Origin of the sequence: Paraburkholderia edwinii (assembly GCF_019428685.1) — a bacterium.
Classification (GTDB): domain Bacteria; phylum Pseudomonadota; class Gammaproteobacteria; order Burkholderiales; family Burkholderiaceae; genus Paraburkholderia; species Paraburkholderia edwinii.
In genome coordinates this window covers 2,882,584-2,898,908 of sequence record NZ_CP080095.1, presented here as the reverse complement: position 1 = coordinate 2,898,908, position 16,325 = coordinate 2,882,584, and the positions used below count along the sequence as shown (strand labels likewise).

12 protein-coding genes are annotated in these 16,325 nt (G+C 64.3%); 7 read left to right on the top strand and 5 right to left on the bottom strand.

Going from position 1 to position 16,325, the window contains the following annotated elements; all coding sequences use genetic code 11:
- Window positions 1-29: 29 nt before the first annotated feature.
- Genes KZJ38_RS12795 through KZJ38_RS12780 form a run of 4 tightly spaced genes read right to left on the bottom strand, consistent with a single transcriptional unit; the run spans window position 30 to window position 4,537 of the window.
- The gene (locus KZJ38_RS12795) at window positions 30-1,673 is read right to left on the bottom strand and encodes a GMC family oxidoreductase (protein WP_219796252.1); all 1,644 of its coding nucleotides are present in this window, start codon (window positions 1,671-1,673) and stop codon (window positions 30-32) included.
- Window positions 1,663-2,328 (bottom strand): gluconate 2-dehydrogenase subunit 3 family protein, encoded by a 666-nt coding sequence (locus KZJ38_RS12790; RefSeq protein WP_219796251.1) that lies wholly within the window; start codon window positions 2,326-2,328, stop codon window positions 1,663-1,665. Before KZJ38_RS12790 ends, KZJ38_RS12795 begins: the two co-directional genes overlap by 11 nt.
- Window positions 2,321-3,304 (bottom strand): hypothetical protein, encoded by a 984-nt coding sequence (locus KZJ38_RS12785; RefSeq protein ID WP_219796250.1) that lies wholly within the window; start codon window positions 3,302-3,304, stop codon window positions 2,321-2,323. The genes KZJ38_RS12790 and KZJ38_RS12785 overlap by 8 nt, the downstream gene beginning before the upstream one ends.
- Before the next feature lie 57 nt (window positions 3,305-3,361).
- Window positions 3,362-4,537: an enolase C-terminal domain-like protein gene (locus KZJ38_RS12780; protein ID WP_219796249.1), complete on the bottom strand. Its 1,176-nt coding sequence runs from the start codon at window positions 4,535-4,537 to the stop codon at window positions 3,362-3,364.
- A 221-nt stretch (window positions 4,538-4,758) separates the two neighbouring features.
- Between KZJ38_RS12780 and KZJ38_RS12775 the strand changes: the two genes are divergently transcribed.
- From KZJ38_RS12775 to KZJ38_RS12745, 7 genes are all read left to right on the top strand, one after another.
- A complete protein-coding gene (locus KZJ38_RS12775) occupies window positions 4,759-6,552 on the top strand; it encodes a thiamine pyrophosphate-requiring protein (protein WP_219796248.1) in 1,794 nt (597 codons plus the stop codon).
- A gap of 301 nt (window positions 6,553-6,853) precedes the next feature.
- Complete coding sequence (gene coxB / locus KZJ38_RS12770; RefSeq protein WP_246641458.1) at window positions 6,854-7,840, top strand: cytochrome c oxidase subunit II; 987 nt, start codon at window positions 6,854-6,856, stop codon at window positions 7,838-7,840.
- A gap of 56 nt (window positions 7,841-7,896) precedes the next feature.
- Window positions 7,897-9,897, top strand: a complete 2,001-nt coding sequence (gene ctaD / locus KZJ38_RS12765) for a cytochrome c oxidase subunit I (RefSeq protein ID WP_219796247.1) — start codon at window positions 7,897-7,899, stop codon at window positions 9,895-9,897.
- 1 nt (window position 9,898) lies between these two features.
- Window positions 9,899-10,525, top strand: a complete 627-nt coding sequence (locus KZJ38_RS12760; RefSeq protein WP_219796246.1) for a cytochrome c oxidase subunit 3 — start codon at window positions 9,899-9,901, stop codon at window positions 10,523-10,525.
- Window positions 10,522-10,986 carry a hypothetical protein gene (locus KZJ38_RS12755; protein ID WP_219796245.1) on the top strand — a complete coding sequence of 155 codons (465 nt, stop codon included), beginning with the start codon at window positions 10,522-10,524 and terminating at the stop codon, window positions 10,984-10,986. Before KZJ38_RS12760 ends, KZJ38_RS12755 begins: the two co-directional genes overlap by 4 nt.
- 68 nt (window positions 10,987-11,054) lie before the next feature.
- Window positions 11,055-12,452, top strand: coding sequence for a cytochrome c (locus KZJ38_RS12750; RefSeq protein ID WP_219796244.1), 1,398 nt, complete (start codon window positions 11,055-11,057; stop codon window positions 12,450-12,452).
- Between the two features lie 70 nt (window positions 12,453-12,522).
- Window positions 12,523-14,517: a potassium transporter Kup gene (locus KZJ38_RS12745; RefSeq protein WP_219796243.1), complete on the top strand. Its 1,995-nt coding sequence runs from the start codon at window positions 12,523-12,525 to the stop codon at window positions 14,515-14,517.
- Here the strand turns inward: KZJ38_RS12745 and KZJ38_RS12740 are convergent.
- Window positions 14,514-16,142, bottom strand: coding sequence for an FAD-dependent oxidoreductase (locus KZJ38_RS12740; RefSeq protein WP_219796242.1), 1,629 nt, complete (start codon window positions 16,140-16,142; stop codon window positions 14,514-14,516). The genes KZJ38_RS12745 and KZJ38_RS12740 overlap by 4 nt on opposite strands.
- Window positions 16,143-16,325 lie beyond the last annotated feature (183 nt).

The following is a 16,325-nucleotide window of genomic DNA, read 5'->3' as shown; positions in this document are numbered from 1 at the left end:
TAGTGGACGCGCACCAGCGCAGGAGCAAGCTACAACTCTCCACGCGCAGCCAGCACTTCAATTCTGTCTGCCGTGCGGCACGCAATCGCCTGAATCGTCAGCGACGGATTGACGCCACCGACCGTCGGAAAAACCGATCCGTCGCAAATCCACAGATTCGGAATATCCCAGCTGCGGCAATCGGCATTGACAACGCTCGTCGCCGGGTCGTCGCCCATGCGCGCCGTGCCGTTCAGATGGCAGGTGTCGTCGGTCTGTTCCCAGATACGCGTTGCGCCGGCCGCGCCAAGTGCATCGGTCATAAAGCGCAGTGAGTGCGCAATGAGCCGCCGGTCGTTGTCGCAGTAACTCCATGTGACGCGCGCGATCGGCAAGCCGTACTGGTCCTTCTCGTCGGCGAGCGTCACGCGGTTGCGCTCCTGCGGCAACGTCTCGCCGACAATCTTGAGTCCCACCTGATGGTTGTACATCTGCATTTCGTCGACCAGCGCCTGGCCCCAGAGGCCACGGCCGAGTTGCGTCTGCGCCCAGACCATCGGCAACGGTCCCTGGCTCATATACGCGTAGCCGCCGAAAAAGTCTTTGCCCTTGTCCGTGTAGTTCCAGTGTTCGCTGATCGCAAGCGACGGCGGCCCTTTGTACCAGCGTATTTCGTCGTCCATCACGCCCCATACGGCCTGATTCGACTGCACCATCAGGTTTTTGCCGACCAGTCCCGATCGGTTCGCGAGGCCCTCGGGAAAGCGCTCGTTGGCCGACATCAGCAGCAGTCGAGGCGTTTCGATCGCATAGCCGGCCACGACAACATGACGCGCGCGCTGAAATTGCCGGCGGCCTTCGCGAAAGTATTCGACACCCGTGGCGCGCCCAGCCGGATTGACATCGATACGGCCCACCATCGACAGATCGCGAATCTCGGCGCCGGCCGTGACCGCGCGCGGAATCCATGTGACGAGTGCACTCTGTTTCGCATTGGTTGCGCAACCGGACACGCAAAAGCCGCGATACACGCACGGATGCGCTTTACCGCGCGGCGCGGAAATCGTGGCGAGCGGAGTCGGGCTCCAGCCGATGCCGAGCGCTTCGGCGCCTTTGGCCAGCACGAGGGCCGCCGCATTCATCTCATGCGCGCGATACGGATAGCGCGGCCGCCGCGGTCCCCACGGATAGCGCACGGGCCCGGAGATCTTTAGCGCATCTTCGACATACGTGTAGTAACGCCACATTTCGCGCCAGTCGAGCGGCCAGTCCGCGCCATAGCCGAGTAGCGTGCGCGCTTTGAACCATTCCGGCCTGAAGCGCAGCGACACCATCGCGAAGTGCACTGTGCTGCCGCCGACCGCCTTGCCGCTGTTGTTCGCACCGAGCACCAGCGGGTCGTCGCCGTCGACGATGCGCTCGTCGGTCCAGTAGAGCTTCGCCTGATGCATCTCGTCGGAGGCAAATTCCTCGAGCGGCCGCCACCACGCGCCCGCATCGAGCGCGACGACCTTGAAGCCTTTCTCGGCAAGCCGGCAGGCGAGCGTGCCGCCACCGGCGCCGGTACCGACGATAACGAAATCGACCTCTTCGTTTTGCGGGTAGGCGCGCATCGACACCCAGCCGCCACGCGTAAAGACGTCGGGCGCGCGGCCGTTCGTGCCGCGCGGATGACGGAGCGCATCATCGAGCACGGCGTGTCTCCCGCTCTTCCGCGGCCTGCTCGCCGGTCGAGTCGACGGCTTCCCAAGGATCGCGGCGATTGACCGTCATGCGTACGTAGCCGCGCGGATTGGCCGGTCCGCCGAAGCCGATGTCGCTCCACGAGGACGGATGGGCGTAGTAAGTCGTGCAGAGATCGTGCAGCACGCGCTGTTTAAAAAAGAGCTTTGCCGACATGTTTCGCCACGCCTCGCGCGTCAGCGTGCCGTGTTCCATTGCTTGCACGAGGCCGATGCGAGCGTGTTCGTCGATATCGGCAAATGCGGCGCGATAGCGGTGATGGCTTTCGTCATCGAGTGCGGCCAGACCGATGCGCCATGCCTGTTGCAAGCCGGGCAGGCTCGCGTTGCGATAGCCGTCGGTCCGGTTCGCGGCGATCTTGCGATCGACGAGCGCTGCGAGCGCCACCGCTGGGCGGTGCCGCGGTTGTGGAATGATGACTGAGCACAATGCGCGCAGCGTGCGCCATTCGTCTGGGGTGCACCACGCGGGTTCGTCGCGTGTGTCGATGCGGTCGTCGATCACGCTGCGCGTCGCGTCGTCCCACGAAGGCGAATCGCGCTTGTCGAGAACGTCGTAGTCCGGATAGGCGGGAAGCGGCCGGTGCGCATGCAGGTGCTTACCCATGCTCGGTCTCCCTCAGGCGCAATGCCGCGAGACCGGCCATCGCGAGCGCGGTAAAGCTCGGCGGCGCCGGCAACGGCGGGCCGCCGAGCAGGTTCTGCGACCAGTTGCGCCAGCCGCCTTGCATGCGCGCAACACCGCGCGCATGAAACAGCGTGCCGACGAAGCCTAACGCGGCGGTCGTGCGTAGCCAGATACGAGTGAACCAGCGCGGTTGCGGTGAAGCGAGCGCCGCATTCGCGAGCAATGCCGCGGCAAGCGGCCCAATCGTGACCGGCGCGTACATCGCGCGATGCTGGAACGCACCGCGAAAATGCAGCAGACCGACTTCGCCAATCGTGCCGACCAGCCCGATGCCGGCTGCAAGCGCGAGCGCCCTGCCGGCAGGCATGCCGAACAGCCGTGGATCGACCGCGGGCTCGTTGCGCAACCGTTCGCCGACTGCGCCGAGCGCACCCGATAGCAGCAGCGACATCGGCGCACCGAGCGGTGCGCCGTAAAACAGGTTGTGCCAGCTGAAACCGCCGGGCCGCTTCGTCACGTTGTACAGATGAAACGCGCTGCCCGCGACGCCGGCGGCCGCCGCGGTCAGATAGATCGCATGCCTGACGGAATGCGATGCTTCCGTGCGGTCGCGGCCGCCATGCAAGCCCGCTAGCAGCGCACAGGTCGCGGAGATGAGCGGCGTGACCATCGCGGGATTCTCGAACGAACCGCGATAGTGCTCGACGGCGCTGTCGGCTAGCGCGGAGAAGGCGAGCAGGGCGGAACTGTGATTGAATCCACGCGCGGCATCGATATGAGCGCGCGGCAGTGCGCCCGATGGCAGTGTGCCCGATACATCGCTGCGTGCTGGCGACGAAGACCCGACCAGTGAACGCGCCGGCTGTGCAGCAGCATTGTTCTTCTTCGTCGCCAGCACAGCGGCGCCTGATACAGCGCTTAGCGCACCGAGCACATATAACGTGGTTCTTATCATCGTCAGGGTATCGTTTGATTCAAAAAACAGTGGACTGCGGTGCTTAAACGCATCGCCTCAAGGTACGCTTGTCGCGAAACGCTGCGCATCCTTGCGCTTGAATTCGAGGCCGCAACCGGGGCGCGACAGATCCGGCACGATGCTGCCTTTCGCCACGCGCGGCGCGCCGTCGAACAGCATCGATTCGATGCGCGCATGATCGTGAAACCATTCCTGATGAGATAAACCGGGCACAGCTGCCGCCGCGTGCAAATGCAGCGCCGGCGCGCAGTGCGCCGATAGCGGAACATGGAATGCATCGGCGAGATGCGCGGCGCGAATAAAGCCGGTCACGCCGCCGCAACGGCTTGCATCGGCCTGCAGCACATCGACGGATTCCGCTTCAAGCATTCGCCTGAAATAGTCGGCCGTATAGCCGTATTCGCCGGCGGCGACCTGCATGCACGGCGGCGCAGCACATCGGATGGCGGCGAGCCCGGCAAGATTGTCGGAACTGACCGGCTCCTCGAACCACTGCACATCCAGGTCGGCAAATTCCTCGGCAAAGCGCAGTGCCGTCTTCGGATCGAATGCGCCGTTCGCATCGACGAAGAGGCCTGCCTCGTCGCCGATCGCATCGCGTGCGCATTGCACACGGCCGGGGTCGCGCGCCGGGTCGCTGCCGATCTTGATCTTCACCCAGCGGCAGCCGTCGTCGCGCACCCAGCGTGAAAGCTGCACGCGCATCTGGTCGTCCGTATAGGTTGTGAAGCCGCCGCTGCCGTATACGGGCACGTTCGCGCGTGCCTGACCGAGCAGCTTGACGAGCGGAACGTTCAGACGTTTCGCGTGCAGGTCCCACAGCGCGCAGTCGAGTGCCGAAATCGCAGTGGCCGCGATGCCGTCGCGGCCGAGATTGCGCACGCGCCGCTGCATGCGCAACCACAGGCGCTGGATGTCCGACGCGTCTTCGCCTTTCAGCGCGTCCGCGAGCGTGTGCCGGATCAGCGTCGCGACACTCGCATCGCTGTACGTATAACCGAGCCCGGTAACGCCGGCGGCTTCGACTTCGGCGACGACGAGCGTCGTCGAATTCCAATTGAAGGTGCCGTCCGCTTCCGGTGCATCGGTTGGAATCGTGTACGCGTCGGCCGCGATGCGGCTGATCGGCGCCGCGGCGCAACGATCGCTTGCGGTAGTTGCGGTAGTACTAACAGAAAGCGAGGAAGGAGAAGCTGAAGCAGCGTCGTGCATGGTGTGAGCTTTCAGAAACGACAGGACAGGTCGGCTTGCATCACTGACACATCAGCAATGGATGTTCCTTACAGACCGGTTTCGCAACGCGGGGCGCGTCTCTTGCTGCGCGTATTTCGAAGGCACGTTTCAGCGCTCGATTCACGGCAGCCTTTGCGTCATGACAGACACGCCGGACACGCGACACGCGCTCGCACAACTTCTTTCCGCAGGAGGCTTTGATGGCTATGACAGTGGGCGACTTTATCGTCGACAGGCTGCATCACTGGGGTATCACCCGGATGTTCGGTTATCCCGGCGACGGTATTAACGGCGTGTTCGGCGCACTGAATCGCGCGGAAGGAAAGATTGAATTCGTGCAGACGCGTCACGAGGAAATGGCCGCGTTTATGGCGAGCGCGCACGCAAAATTCACCGGTGAGCTCGGCGTTTGCATCGCCACATCGGGGCCGGGCGCCGCGCACCTGATCACCGGCCTCTACGACGCGAGAATGGACCATATGCCGGTGCTGGCGATCGTCGGTCAGCAGGCGCGCGCGGCGCTCGGTTCGCACTATCAACAGGAGCTCGATCTCGCCGCGATGTTCAAGGATGTCGCGGGCTCATACGTGCAGCAGGCGAGCGTGCCGTCGCAGGTGCGCCATATGGTCGACCGCGCAATACGGATTGCGCTTGCCGAGCGGCGTGTCACGGCGCTGATTCTGCCGAACGATCTGCAGGATCTCGAATACGAGCCACCCGCGCGCAAGCACGGCACCGCGCATTCGGGCGTCGGCTACATGCGGCCGACTGTCGTGCCGACGCGGGACGAACTGCAGCGCGCCGCCGATGTGCTCAATGCGGGACACAAGGTCGCGATTCTGGTTGGCGCCGGCGCATTGAACGCCACTGACGAAGTGATCGATGTGGCTAACCGGCTTGGCGCAGGCGTCGCGAAAGCATTGCTCGGCAAGGCCGCATTACCCGATGATCTGCCGTGGGTGACCGGCTCGATCGGCCTGCTCGGCACGAAGCCGAGCTACGAAATGATGAACACCTGCGACACGCTGCTGATGATCGGCTCGGGCTTTCCGTATTCGGAATTCTTGCCGAAAGAAGGCGATGCGCGCGGCGTGCAGATCGACATCAAGGCCGACATGCTGAGCTTGCGCTATCCGATGGAAGTGAATCTCGTCGGCGATAGCGCGCAGACCTTGCGGGCGCTGCTGCCGTTGCTGAACGAGAAGACGAGCGAGGCGTGGCGTTCGCGAATCGAACGCTGGACTTCGCGCTGGTGGGAAACGCTCGACGAACGCGCGCATCAGCCGACCGAAAACGGCGTCAACCCGCAACGCGCTTTCACCGAACTGTCGCCGCGCCTGCCCGACAACGCGATCCTGACCAGCGACTCCGGTTCGTGCGCGAACTGGTATGCGCGAGACCTGAAGATCCGGCGCGGCATGATGGCGTCGCTATCGGGCGGCCTCGCTTCGATGGGCGCGGCCGTGCCGTATGCGATCGCCGCGAAGTTTGCGTATCCGGGCCGCCCCGTGATCGCGATGGTCGGCGACGGCGCGATGCAGATGAACAATATGGCCGAGCTGATCACGGTAGCGAAATACTGGAAGCAGTGGGCCGATCCACGCTGGATCTGCATGGTACTCAATAACGAAGATCTGAATCAGGTGACCTGGGAGCAGCGCGTGATGAACGGCGATCCGAAGTTCAACGCGTCGCAGCAGATTCCGAATGTGCCATATCACCGCTTTGCGGAATTGATCGGGCTGACTGGCATTTATGTGGACAAGGCCGAGCAGCTGGCCGACGCGTGGGAAACGGCGTTGGCTGCGAAACGGCCGGTCGTGCTCGAAGTGAAGTGCGATCCGGAAGTGCCGCCGTTGCCGCCGCATGTGACGTTGCCGCAAGCGAAAGCCTTTGCGCGCACGCTGATGGAAGGCGATCCGAAAGAAGGCAGTGTGATTGCCAATACCGCGCGGCAGGTGCTCGGATCTGTGATTCCGGGGGGAAGGGATTGACCGCCGTAGCCGCAGTTAACGCGCAGTTAACGACTTGCATACGAGTCCGGATTTGCCGCCGCCTGTAAATATCGCATTGTGATGTAATTCGTACGCAGCCCGCGAACCGGCGCGCCGGTGCGCGTTTGCCGGTCCGCGGCGCTGTTAAGCGGTGGTGTCAGCACATTTCGTTTTGTGTCGTTCGGCCGGTCGAGTCCGCTTCTTGCTAAGCGTCTGTTGATTGGACCGGCGCGCGTCAAGCGAAAGGCGCGCATCAAGCGAAAGGCGCGCGCCATGCGCTGGATTCAGCCTCAAACGGAAGGTGGAAGCTATTCACACGCACGCCGCGCCCCTCGACTATTTTCTGCATGCGGCGGGACCGGCTGCCGGACCGACGATGGTGCTCGGCTGGGCGCTTGCCGCGCTGTCGATGGCCGTGATCGTGATCGTTGCGCTATTGCTTGCCGTGGCGATCGCGCGGCGCCGGCGTATCGAAGCGGATCGCGCGGGGCTGACCATCGTGCGAGGCGAGAAAACCGGCATACGGTGGATCTATATCGGTACCGGCATCTCGTCGGTGTTCCTGATCGCAGCGCTCGCCTACACGCTGATCGTGCTCAATGCGGTCGCGGCGCCGTCTCACGCGCCTTCGCTGACCTTGACCGTGACCGCGTACGACTGGTGGTGGAAAGTCGAATACAGCGATGCGGACGGCCTCCCCGCGTTAGTCACCGCGAACGAGATACATATACCGGTCGGCGAGCCCGTGAAAATAGTGCTGAAGAGCGCCGACGTCATCCACGCGTTCTGGGTGCCGCAACTTGCTGGCAAGACGCAGACCATTCCGGGCCAGATTAACGAGCAGTGGATTCAGGCCGACACGCCGGGCGTCTATCGCGGGCAATGCTCGCAGTTTTGCGGCGCGCAGCATGCGCATATGGCGTTCGAGGTCGTCGCGCAGGACCGCGCCGGTTTCGATGCGTGGCGCCGCGCTCAGGCGCTGCCTGCCGCGCCGATCGCAGCGGGCGCCAACACGTTGGCATCGAATGGCCGGAAGCTTTTCCTCGATCGTTGCGCGGGCTGCCATACAGTGCGCGGCACCGATGCGCATGGCGCGCAGGCGCCCGATCTCACGCATCTCGATTCGCGTCGCCTGATCGCAGCCGGTGCGATGACGAACACGCCCGAGCATCAGCTCGACTGGATCGCCCACGCGCAGCGGATCAAGCCTGATTCGCTGATGCCGGGCATTGCGCTGACGGCGGATGAGGCCGCGGCATTGTCCACCTATCTTGCGACGCTGCATTGAACGCGCGGCGGACGCGCATTGAGCACGCCGCACGACTGAAGGATCACAGAACCAAGATGGCCGACACAACGACAACCTCTTCGACGAACCTCCCGCCGCTCGAGCGAACGCTGCAGCGCGGTGTCGTGGCGCGCGGCAGTCCAGCCGAGGAACATCTGCGCGCATTGTGGGAAACGCCCGCCGGCTGGCGCGGCTGGCTATCGACGGTCGATCACAAGCGCATCGGCATGCGTTATCTGGTCACGGCATTTATCTTTCTGATCCTCGGCGGTGTCGAGGCGCTGATCATGCGCATCCAGCTCGCGCGGCCGAACGCAACGCTGCTGACGCCCGAGCAATACAACCAGATCTTCACGATGCACGGCATGACGATGATCTTTCTGTACGCGCTGCCTGTGTTGTCCGGTTTCTCGAATTATCTGTGGCCGCTGATCCTGGGCGCGCGCGATATGGCGTTCCCGCGCCTCAATGCGCTGTCGTACTGGGTGTTTCTGTTCGCCGCGATTTTTCTGTATGTGAGCTTTCCGCTCGGCGAAGCGCCGAACGCGGGCTGGTTCAACTACGTGCCGCTCTCAGGGCTCGAATACAACACGGGGCCGAACATCGACGTCTACGCGCTTGGCATGGTGCTGCTCGGCATATCGACGACGGTCGGCGCCGTGAACTTCGTTGTGACGCTATTGCGTATGCGCGCGCCGGGCATGTCGCTCGACCGCATTCCCGTGCTCGTGTGGGGCACGATGACGGCGTCGTGCGGCAACCTTGCCGCGGTGCCATCGGTGAGCCTCGCGTTTTTCCTGCTGTGGATGGACCGGCGCATCGGCACGCATTTCTTCGATGTCGCGAACGGCGGGCGCGCTCTGCTCTGGCAGCATCTGTTCTGGATCTTCGCGCACCCGTGGGTCTATGTGGTCGTGCTGCCGGCGATGGGCATCGTTTCCGATGCCTTGCCCGTGTTCTGCCGGCGGCCGCTCGTCGGTTACGGGCCGGTCGCGTTCTCGACGGTCGCGACGATGCTGATCGGCTTCGTCGTCTGGATTCACCATATGTTCGCGACGGGTCTGCCGGCGCTTGCGCTGTCGTTTTTCGGCGCGGCGAGCATGGCGATCGCAGTGCCGAGCGCGATCGCCACGTTCGCGTGGATCGCGACGATCTGGCTGGGACGGCCCGTGTTTCGCGTGCCGTTCTATTACTTCGCGGGCTTCGTGCTGCTGTTCGTGATCGGTGGCGTATCGGGTGTGATGACCGCGGCGGTGCCGTTCGACTGGCAACTCACCGATACGTATTTCGTCGTCGCGCATCTGCATTACGTCCTGCTCGGCATCAACGTATTTCCGGTGATCGGCGGCGTGTACTTCTGGTTTCCGAAATTCACGGGACGCATGATGAGCGAGCGCGTCGGCAAGCTCGCGTTCTGGGTCATGTTTATCGGCTTTAACGTCGCGTTCTTTCCGATGCATATCGCGGGATTGCTCGGCATGCCGCGCCGCATCTATACGTACGCGCCCGATATGGGCTGGAACACGGTGAACATGATCACCTCGATCGGCTCGTTCGTGCTTGCGCTCGGCATTCTGATTTTCCTGTGCGACCTGTTTTACAGCTTGCGGCGTGGTGCGCCGGCGGGCAACAACCCGTGGGATGCGGGCACGCTCGAATGGTCGACGACGTCGCCGCCGCCGCCGTACAACTTCGCGGTCGTGCCGACCATCGCGAGCCGCCATCCGCTGTGGGAAGGGCGCATCGAGGAGGAAGAGCAGACCGGCAGCCGTTCGTCGCTTGCGCAAGGGTACCTGCTCGACCATGGTCGTGAGGCGCTCGGCACGACTGCGCTCGAGGCGCGGCCCGACGTCATTCTGAAGATGCCCGAGGACTCGTATACGCCGTTCGCGCTCGGCGCGTTTTCTGCGCTGTTTTTCGCGGGGCTCGCGATGCAGGTGTGGTGGCTCGCCGCCGCGATGCTGCTCGGCTGCGCCGCATCGATCGTCGTGTGGCTGTGGCCCGAGCGCGGCCTGATCCAGCGCGAGCCGCGGCGCGTACACGATGTGGGGAGCTGATATGAGCGATACGTTGAGCGAAGACGGCTACGGCGAGCCACTGTGCCTGCCGGTCGGTAGCGCCGGCGAACGCTCGGGCGGCTGGTTCGGCTGCCTCGCGCTGATCGCCACCGAAGGCTCGCTGTTCGGTTACCTGATCTTCTCGTACCTGTATCTCGCCTCGCAAAGCGGCCGCATGTGGCCGCCTGAGGGTTTGCCGAAGCTGGGCCTCGGCGGCGCCAACACCGTCATTCTGCTGACGAGCAGTGTCTTCGTGATGCTGTGCGAGCGCTGTGTGAAACGGCGGCGTCTGCGCTGGGCCGTCGCGTCGATGGCGACCGCGCTCGTGCTGGGCGTGATTTTCGTCGGCATCCAGTTGAAGGAGTGGCAAGACCATCCGTATGGTGTGACGTCGAATTTATACGGCTCGCTGTACTTCACGATAACGGGCTTTCATATGGCACACGTGCTGGTCGGGCTCGTCGTGCTCGCGTTGCTGCTGCTGTGGACCGCACTCGGCTACTTCGACGAAAAGCGTTGCCTTGCGCTGACGATCGGTGGACTGTACTGGCACTTCGTCGATCTCGTATGGCTCCTTATTTTCTCGACGATCTATCTGTCGCCGTATGTGTTGAGGGCGCGCACATGAACGATCGACGCGAACAGATGCAACCGCAACCGCAACCGCGGTCGCAACTGGCGGGCGTTGCGCCGCAGTTTCATCCGTGGCGGCTGTCGGCCGGCATGCTGGCGACCGCACTCGCGTGGTTCGCGCTGATGGGGGCGGGCGAAGTGCTGACAGCGAACGTGTGCGGTTTGTCCGATGCGAACGGTCCGAAAGGGCCGCCGTCGTGGGCGATGCCGGTGCTGATCGCGATTAGCGTCGCGTGCTTCGCGCTCGCGATCGTGGGTGTCGTGATCGCGTGGCGCAATGTCGTGTTGACGCGTGAAAAGAGAAAATATCCGCTCGAGGGCCGCGCGCGCCGGGTGGCGGAACTCGAATGGTTTCTCGCGCGCATCAGCGCATTGTCGAGCGCGATGTTCATGTTTGGCATGTTCGTCACCGTGCTTGCGGTGGCGATTGTGTCGCCGTGCGGCGGGCCATGGTGATGACGATGCAAGGACGCGCAAGGCATGTCATCGGTATAGCCGCTATTGCCATTGGAGTCGCGATCGCAATGGCAGGTGCGGCGCTGTTAGTGTTAAGCGCGATGCCGGATCAGGCTCGCGCTCAGACGCCGGGCGCACGGATCGACACAAGCGAAGCGGGCGACGCGGGCGACGCGAAGCTCATCGCAAAGGGAGAATATCTCGCGAAAGCCGCCGATTGCGCGGGCTGCCACACGGCGCCGCCGGGCGGACCATCGGGCAAGGAGCCGTTGCATCCGGGCTTGCCGTTCGCGGGCGGCCTGCCGATGGGCTCGCCATTCGGCACGATCTTTTCGTCGAACATCACGCCCGACCCGAACGCGGGTATCGGCCGCTACAGCTACGACGATTTCGTGCGCGCCGTGCGCGAAGGCGTGGCGCCCGGCAACAAGCGGCTTTATCCGGCGATGCCGTTTCCATCGTTCGCGAAGATCAACGACGACGATATGCGTGCGCTCTACGCGTATTTCATGCATGGCGTGAAGCCCGTCGCAACACCGGCGCCGCAGACGAAACTGCCGTTTCCGTTCAACCAGCGCTGGGCGCTGATGTTCTGGAGCCTCGCCTTTGCGCCGAACGATGTGTATGTGCCGCAGTCGACGCGCAGCGCGCAATGGAACCGCGGCGCGTATCTCGTGCAGTCGCTCGGGCACTGCGGTGCGTGTCATACGCCGCGCGGCCCTGCTTACCAGGAGCGCGGCTACGATCAAGGATCGCGACTCTATCTGACGGGTGGCACGAATGACCACTGGTTCGCGCCGAACCTGACCGGCGACGCGGGCTCGGGCCTCGGCCGTGTTTCCGAAGCGGACATCGTCGGGTTTTTGCGCAGCGGACATGGCGGCGATGGAGAACTGGAGAGACAAGCAGGACAAGCAGGACAAGCAGGACAAGCGGGCCGCGGCGGCGGGCTGATCACGTTCGGCAGCATGGTGCAGGTCGTCGAGGACAGCACGCAGTACCTGAGCGACGACGATCTTCATGCGATCGCCGGTTATCTGAAGAGCCTTCCGCCGCATGAATCGTCGGGGCATTTCGACGACCGCTCGCGCGCCGCGTTGCGTACCGTGCGCGCCCTCGATACGGGCGATGTCGAGCTGCCGGGCGCCGGTCTCTATCAGAGTTTTTGCGCGCGCTGCCATCAGGCCGACGGCATGGGCAAGCCGTCGAAGTATCCGCGGCTCGCAGGCAATCCCGCGGTGCTGAGCCCGCATACCGATTCGCTCGTGCGTCTGCTTGTCGAAGGCGGCGAGGCGCCGAACACGCAGACCGGGCCGGAGCCGAAGAAAATGCCTGCCTTCGCGGGCAAGCTCACCGACACGGAAATGGCCCGCGTGCTGACCTTCGTGCGCAATGCGTGGGGTAACGATGCCGCGCCTGTCACGACACGCGATGTGCGCAGCATGCGCGACAGTCTTGGCAAATGACGGGCAGTCTTCGATGCACGATTTGACACAGGATTCGACGCAGGATTTAACCCGGGAGGCCTCGCGGCGCATGACGGCGACTTCGAACGACGAAGCATCCGCGCGGAGCACACAGGATGGCGCGCGTGAAGCCGGGCAACCGGCACAGGCAGGCGACACGCACAGCAGACCCGAGCCGCGCAAGGCGTTACCGGGACTGATGCTCGGCGCGCTCGGCGTCGTGTTTGGCGACATCGGCACGAGCCCGATTTACGCGCTGAGGCAGGCGGTCAGCGACGCGGGCACGGTCGACGTGCTGACCGTGATGGGCGTCCTGTCGATGATCGTCTGGGCGGTCGTCATCGTCGTGATGGGCAAGTACGTCTGCTACGTGATGCGGGCCGATAACGAAGGCGAGGGCGGCATCATCGCGTTGACCGCGCTGGTGCGCTCCGGTTACGAGCAGGACAGAATCAAGGTCCCGGCGTTGCTCGTCACGGCGGGGCTTTTCGGCGCGGCGATGTTCTACGGCGATTCGATGGTCACGCCCGCGGTTTCCGTGTTGTCGGCCGTCGAAGGTTTGAGCCAGATCAGCCCGAAGTTCGACCCTCTCGTCGTGCCGATCGCGGCGACGATTCTGGTTGCGCTGTTTCTGTTCCAGCGGCGCGGCTCGGCTGTCGTCGGCAAGTCGTTCGGGCCGGTGATGTCGATCTGGTTCGTGTACCTGGCGGCGGTCGGTCTTTATCGAACCGTGCAGCATCCCGAGGTGTTGCGCGCGCTGTCGCCGGTGTGGGCGGCCGCGCTCGTGCACAGTCATCCGCTGCTCGCGTTCACGGTGCTTGGCGCCGTGATTCTCGCGCTGACCGGCGCCGAGGCGCTATACGCCGATATCGGACACTTCGGTCGTCCTGCCATCCGGCTTGCGTGGCTTTTTATCGTGTTTCCGTCGATCGTGATCGGCTACTTCGGCCAGGCCGCGACGATCCTTTTTCAGCCGGGCGCCGCGCGACAGCCGTTCTTCTTCGCCGCGCCGCCGTGGGCACTGATCCCGACGGTGATCATCGCGCTGCTTGCGACCGTGATTGCATCGCAGGCCGTGATATCGGGCGCGTTTTCGATGACGAGCCAGGCGATCGAACTCGGTTTTCTGCCGCGCTTGCGCGTGATCGAGACGTCGAAGTCGCAGCGCGGCCAGGTCTATGTGCCGGCCGTCAACGCGGTGCTGTTCGGCGCGGTGATATTCCTCACGTTCGGGTTTCGCAGTTCGGAGCGTCTGACGTCCGCGTATGGCATCGCGGTTGGCCTCACGATGCTGATCACGACCGTGCAGATGGTGAGCCTGGCACGTCATGTGTGGCGCTGGCCGTGGCTCGCGGTGGCGGCCGTAAGCGTGCCGCTTTTTGTGATCGATATGCTGCTGGTCGCGTCGAATGCGCGGAAGATTCCGCAGGGCGGCTGGTTTCCGGTGGCGGTCGGCATTGTGCTGTTCGCGCTGATGTCGACGTGGCATCGCGGACGCCAACTCGCCGCGAAGCGTACGGCCGAGGCGCAGCCGCTCGACGCGTTTCTGCACGAACTCTTCAACCGCGCGGAGCCGCCGGTTCGCGTGCCGGGTACCGCCGTCTATCCGGTAAGCACGCCCGGCCGCACGCCGGCGGCGCTCGCCAGCAACGTGCGCCACAATCGCGTGCTGCACGCGACGGCGATTTTCTTCGCGAATCTGTCGGAGTCGGCGCCGCGTGTCGATGAGCGCGACCGCATTGAAGTGCGCAATCTGGGCGCGGGTTGCTATGAGATCGTTTCGCGGCACGGCTTCGTCGAGCGGCCGAATCTGCCGCGCCTGCTCGCATCGCTCGATGGGCACGCGGGCCGTCCCGGCTTGCTCGGTGATTGGCATTTCGAGCCGAAGCGCACGACGTTTTTCCTGCCTCGCGACGAAGTGATGCCCGGCTGCTCGCACGGACAGATGCATCGCTGGCGCGAGCAGCTGTTCGGCGAGATGGCGTTTCATTCGGCGTCGAGCGCGGAGTATTACGGGCTTGCGGGGGAGGATGTGGTTGAGTTGGGGGTGCAGGTGGTGCTTTAGCCGCCGCTCGCACCGATCAGCTTCTTCGCGTCCTCGCAATGCAGCGGCTCGCGCATCGCTTCAGCAAGCTTCGCAAGTTCCGTATCGCGGCCGCAACCCAGCGCGCCCGCCACAAAACCATGCTTGCACAGCAGTGCGATGAACTCGTATTTGTCGGGCGTGCCGGTCATCACCATTTCGTCCCACGATTGCGGGTGGCCGAGATAATTGAAGTTCTGGTCGAAGTGATAAGTCCAGAAAAACGGCACGAGCGGCTCCGGATCGCCGCCGCCGGCCATCGCACGCGCGGCCGCGCGCGCGTGCTGTTGCGCGACGCGCCAGTGCTCGATGCGCACGCGGCGGTTGTCGCCGTACGGAAACGCGGCCACGTCGCCGGCCGCATACAGGCTATCGGCGACGCGCATCGAGGCGTCGACGTTCAGCCCGCCGTCGTCGTTGTGCGCGACGCCGGTCACGAAATGCGTCGCCGGTGCGACGCCGGTGCCCACCATCATAAAGTCGCAATCGAGCGTGTCGCCGCCCGACAGCCGCACGCGCAACGGCTCGCCGGGCTCGACGCTCTCGATCTGCGTGCGCATGCGGAATTCGGTGCCGTTCTCTTCATGCAGCTTCATAAAGATGCGGCCCAGTTCCGCGCCGAACTGCTTTTCGAACGGCACGCTGTCCGGCGAGACGACCGTCACGCGCAGCTTGCGCTTGCGCAGCGATGCAGCGACTTCGAGCCCGATAAAGCCGCCGCCGAGCACGACCGCATGCTTCGCCTGCGCCGCGAGTTCGGCGAGGCGCGCCGCGTCGGCGCGGTTGCGCAGCAATAGCAGCCGCTCGTTGAGTGCGGGGTCTTCGCTGCCGCGCAACGGCGGCATTTTCGGCGTGCCGCCTGTGGCGACGAGGGCGGCGTCGTAGCGCAGCATCGGTCGGCCGTCGAACTCGATCTCGCGGCGCTTCGCATCGAGCCGCGTCGCATGCGCGTGAAGCCGCTCGATCTTGTGCTGCTCGAAAAAGCCGTCGGGTAACAGCGGCGGCACGTCGTCGATCTTCATATCGCCGGACGGCACGAATTTGCTGAGCACGGTGCGGTCGTACGGCGCGTGCGCGTCGTCGTCGATCAGCACGACACGTTCGCGGTAGCCGAATTCGCGCAGCGCCGCGCACGCGGCCGCGCCTGCCGCACCGGCGCCGATGATGGCAAAGACGCGCGGGGTGGCGGCTTGCGTCGCGTTTGCCTGCTTCGTGGCGCTGCTACGCTGCACGCTCGCGGGCGTTTCCGCGCCTGCGCCGGCTGCGAGGTCCGTTGCCGGGTCGGCTTCGGCTTCGCTCGACACGAGCACGTCGCCGCCGTCGATCATTACCGGGTAGCGTGTAAGCGGTAGCAGCGCTGGAGGTTCGACGATCGCGCCGCTCGCGATATCGAACGTGGCCTTGTGCCACGGACAGATCAATCGTCCATGACAGACCGCGCCTTCTTCGAGCGGCGCGCCCGCGTGCGGGCAATTTGCGCCATAGGCGTGAACGGCGTCGCCGGCACGGATCAGTACGATCGGCGTCTCGCCGATCTTGACGCGGCGGGGACGGGCTTCGTCGAGATCGGCCAGCGCGGCGACCTTTTGCATCGATTGAGTGGACATGGGAAACCTCGTGACGGTCGGGTCATGAAACGGGCGGTCGCGAATAAGCGCGGGACGTCATGCGCGAGTAGCGTTTTCGCGCGATCGACGCGCTACGCGAGTCGCGATGGTCGGCACATGCGAAAACGCGTTGCAAACACTGTGCCGAAGGGTTCGGCGCGGGTTCTGCCTGGGTTTCGCCCG

Coding starts and splice junctions, on each gene's coding strand:
- KZJ38_RS12790 (WP_219796251.1), bottom strand. CDS start 2,328: ATGGGTAAGCACCTGCATGCGCACCGGCCGCTTCCCGCCTATCCGGAC.
- KZJ38_RS12785 (WP_219796250.1), bottom strand. CDS start 3,304: ATGATAAGAACCACGTTATATGTGCTCGGTGCGCTAAGCGCTGTATCA.
- KZJ38_RS12780 (WP_219796249.1), bottom strand. CDS start 4,537: ATGCACGACGCTGCTTCAGCTTCTCCTTCCTCGCTTTCTGTTAGTACT.
- KZJ38_RS12775 (WP_219796248.1), top strand. CDS start 4,759: ATGGCTATGACAGTGGGCGACTTTATCGTCGACAGGCTGCATCACTGG.
- ctaD (WP_219796247.1), top strand. CDS start 7,897: ATGGCCGACACAACGACAACCTCTTCGACGAACCTCCCGCCGCTCGAG.
- KZJ38_RS12760 (WP_219796246.1), top strand. CDS start 9,899: ATGAGCGATACGTTGAGCGAAGACGGCTACGGCGAGCCACTGTGCCTG.
- KZJ38_RS12755 (WP_219796245.1), top strand. CDS start 10,522: ATGAACGATCGACGCGAACAGATGCAACCGCAACCGCAACCGCGGTCG.
- KZJ38_RS12750 (WP_219796244.1), top strand. CDS start 11,055: ATGGCAGGTGCGGCGCTGTTAGTGTTAAGCGCGATGCCGGATCAGGCT.
- KZJ38_RS12745 (WP_219796243.1), top strand. CDS start 12,523: ATGACGGCGACTTCGAACGACGAAGCATCCGCGCGGAGCACACAGGAT.
- KZJ38_RS12740 (WP_219796242.1), bottom strand. CDS start 16,142: ATGTCCACTCAATCGATGCAAAAGGTCGCCGCGCTGGCCGATCTCGAC.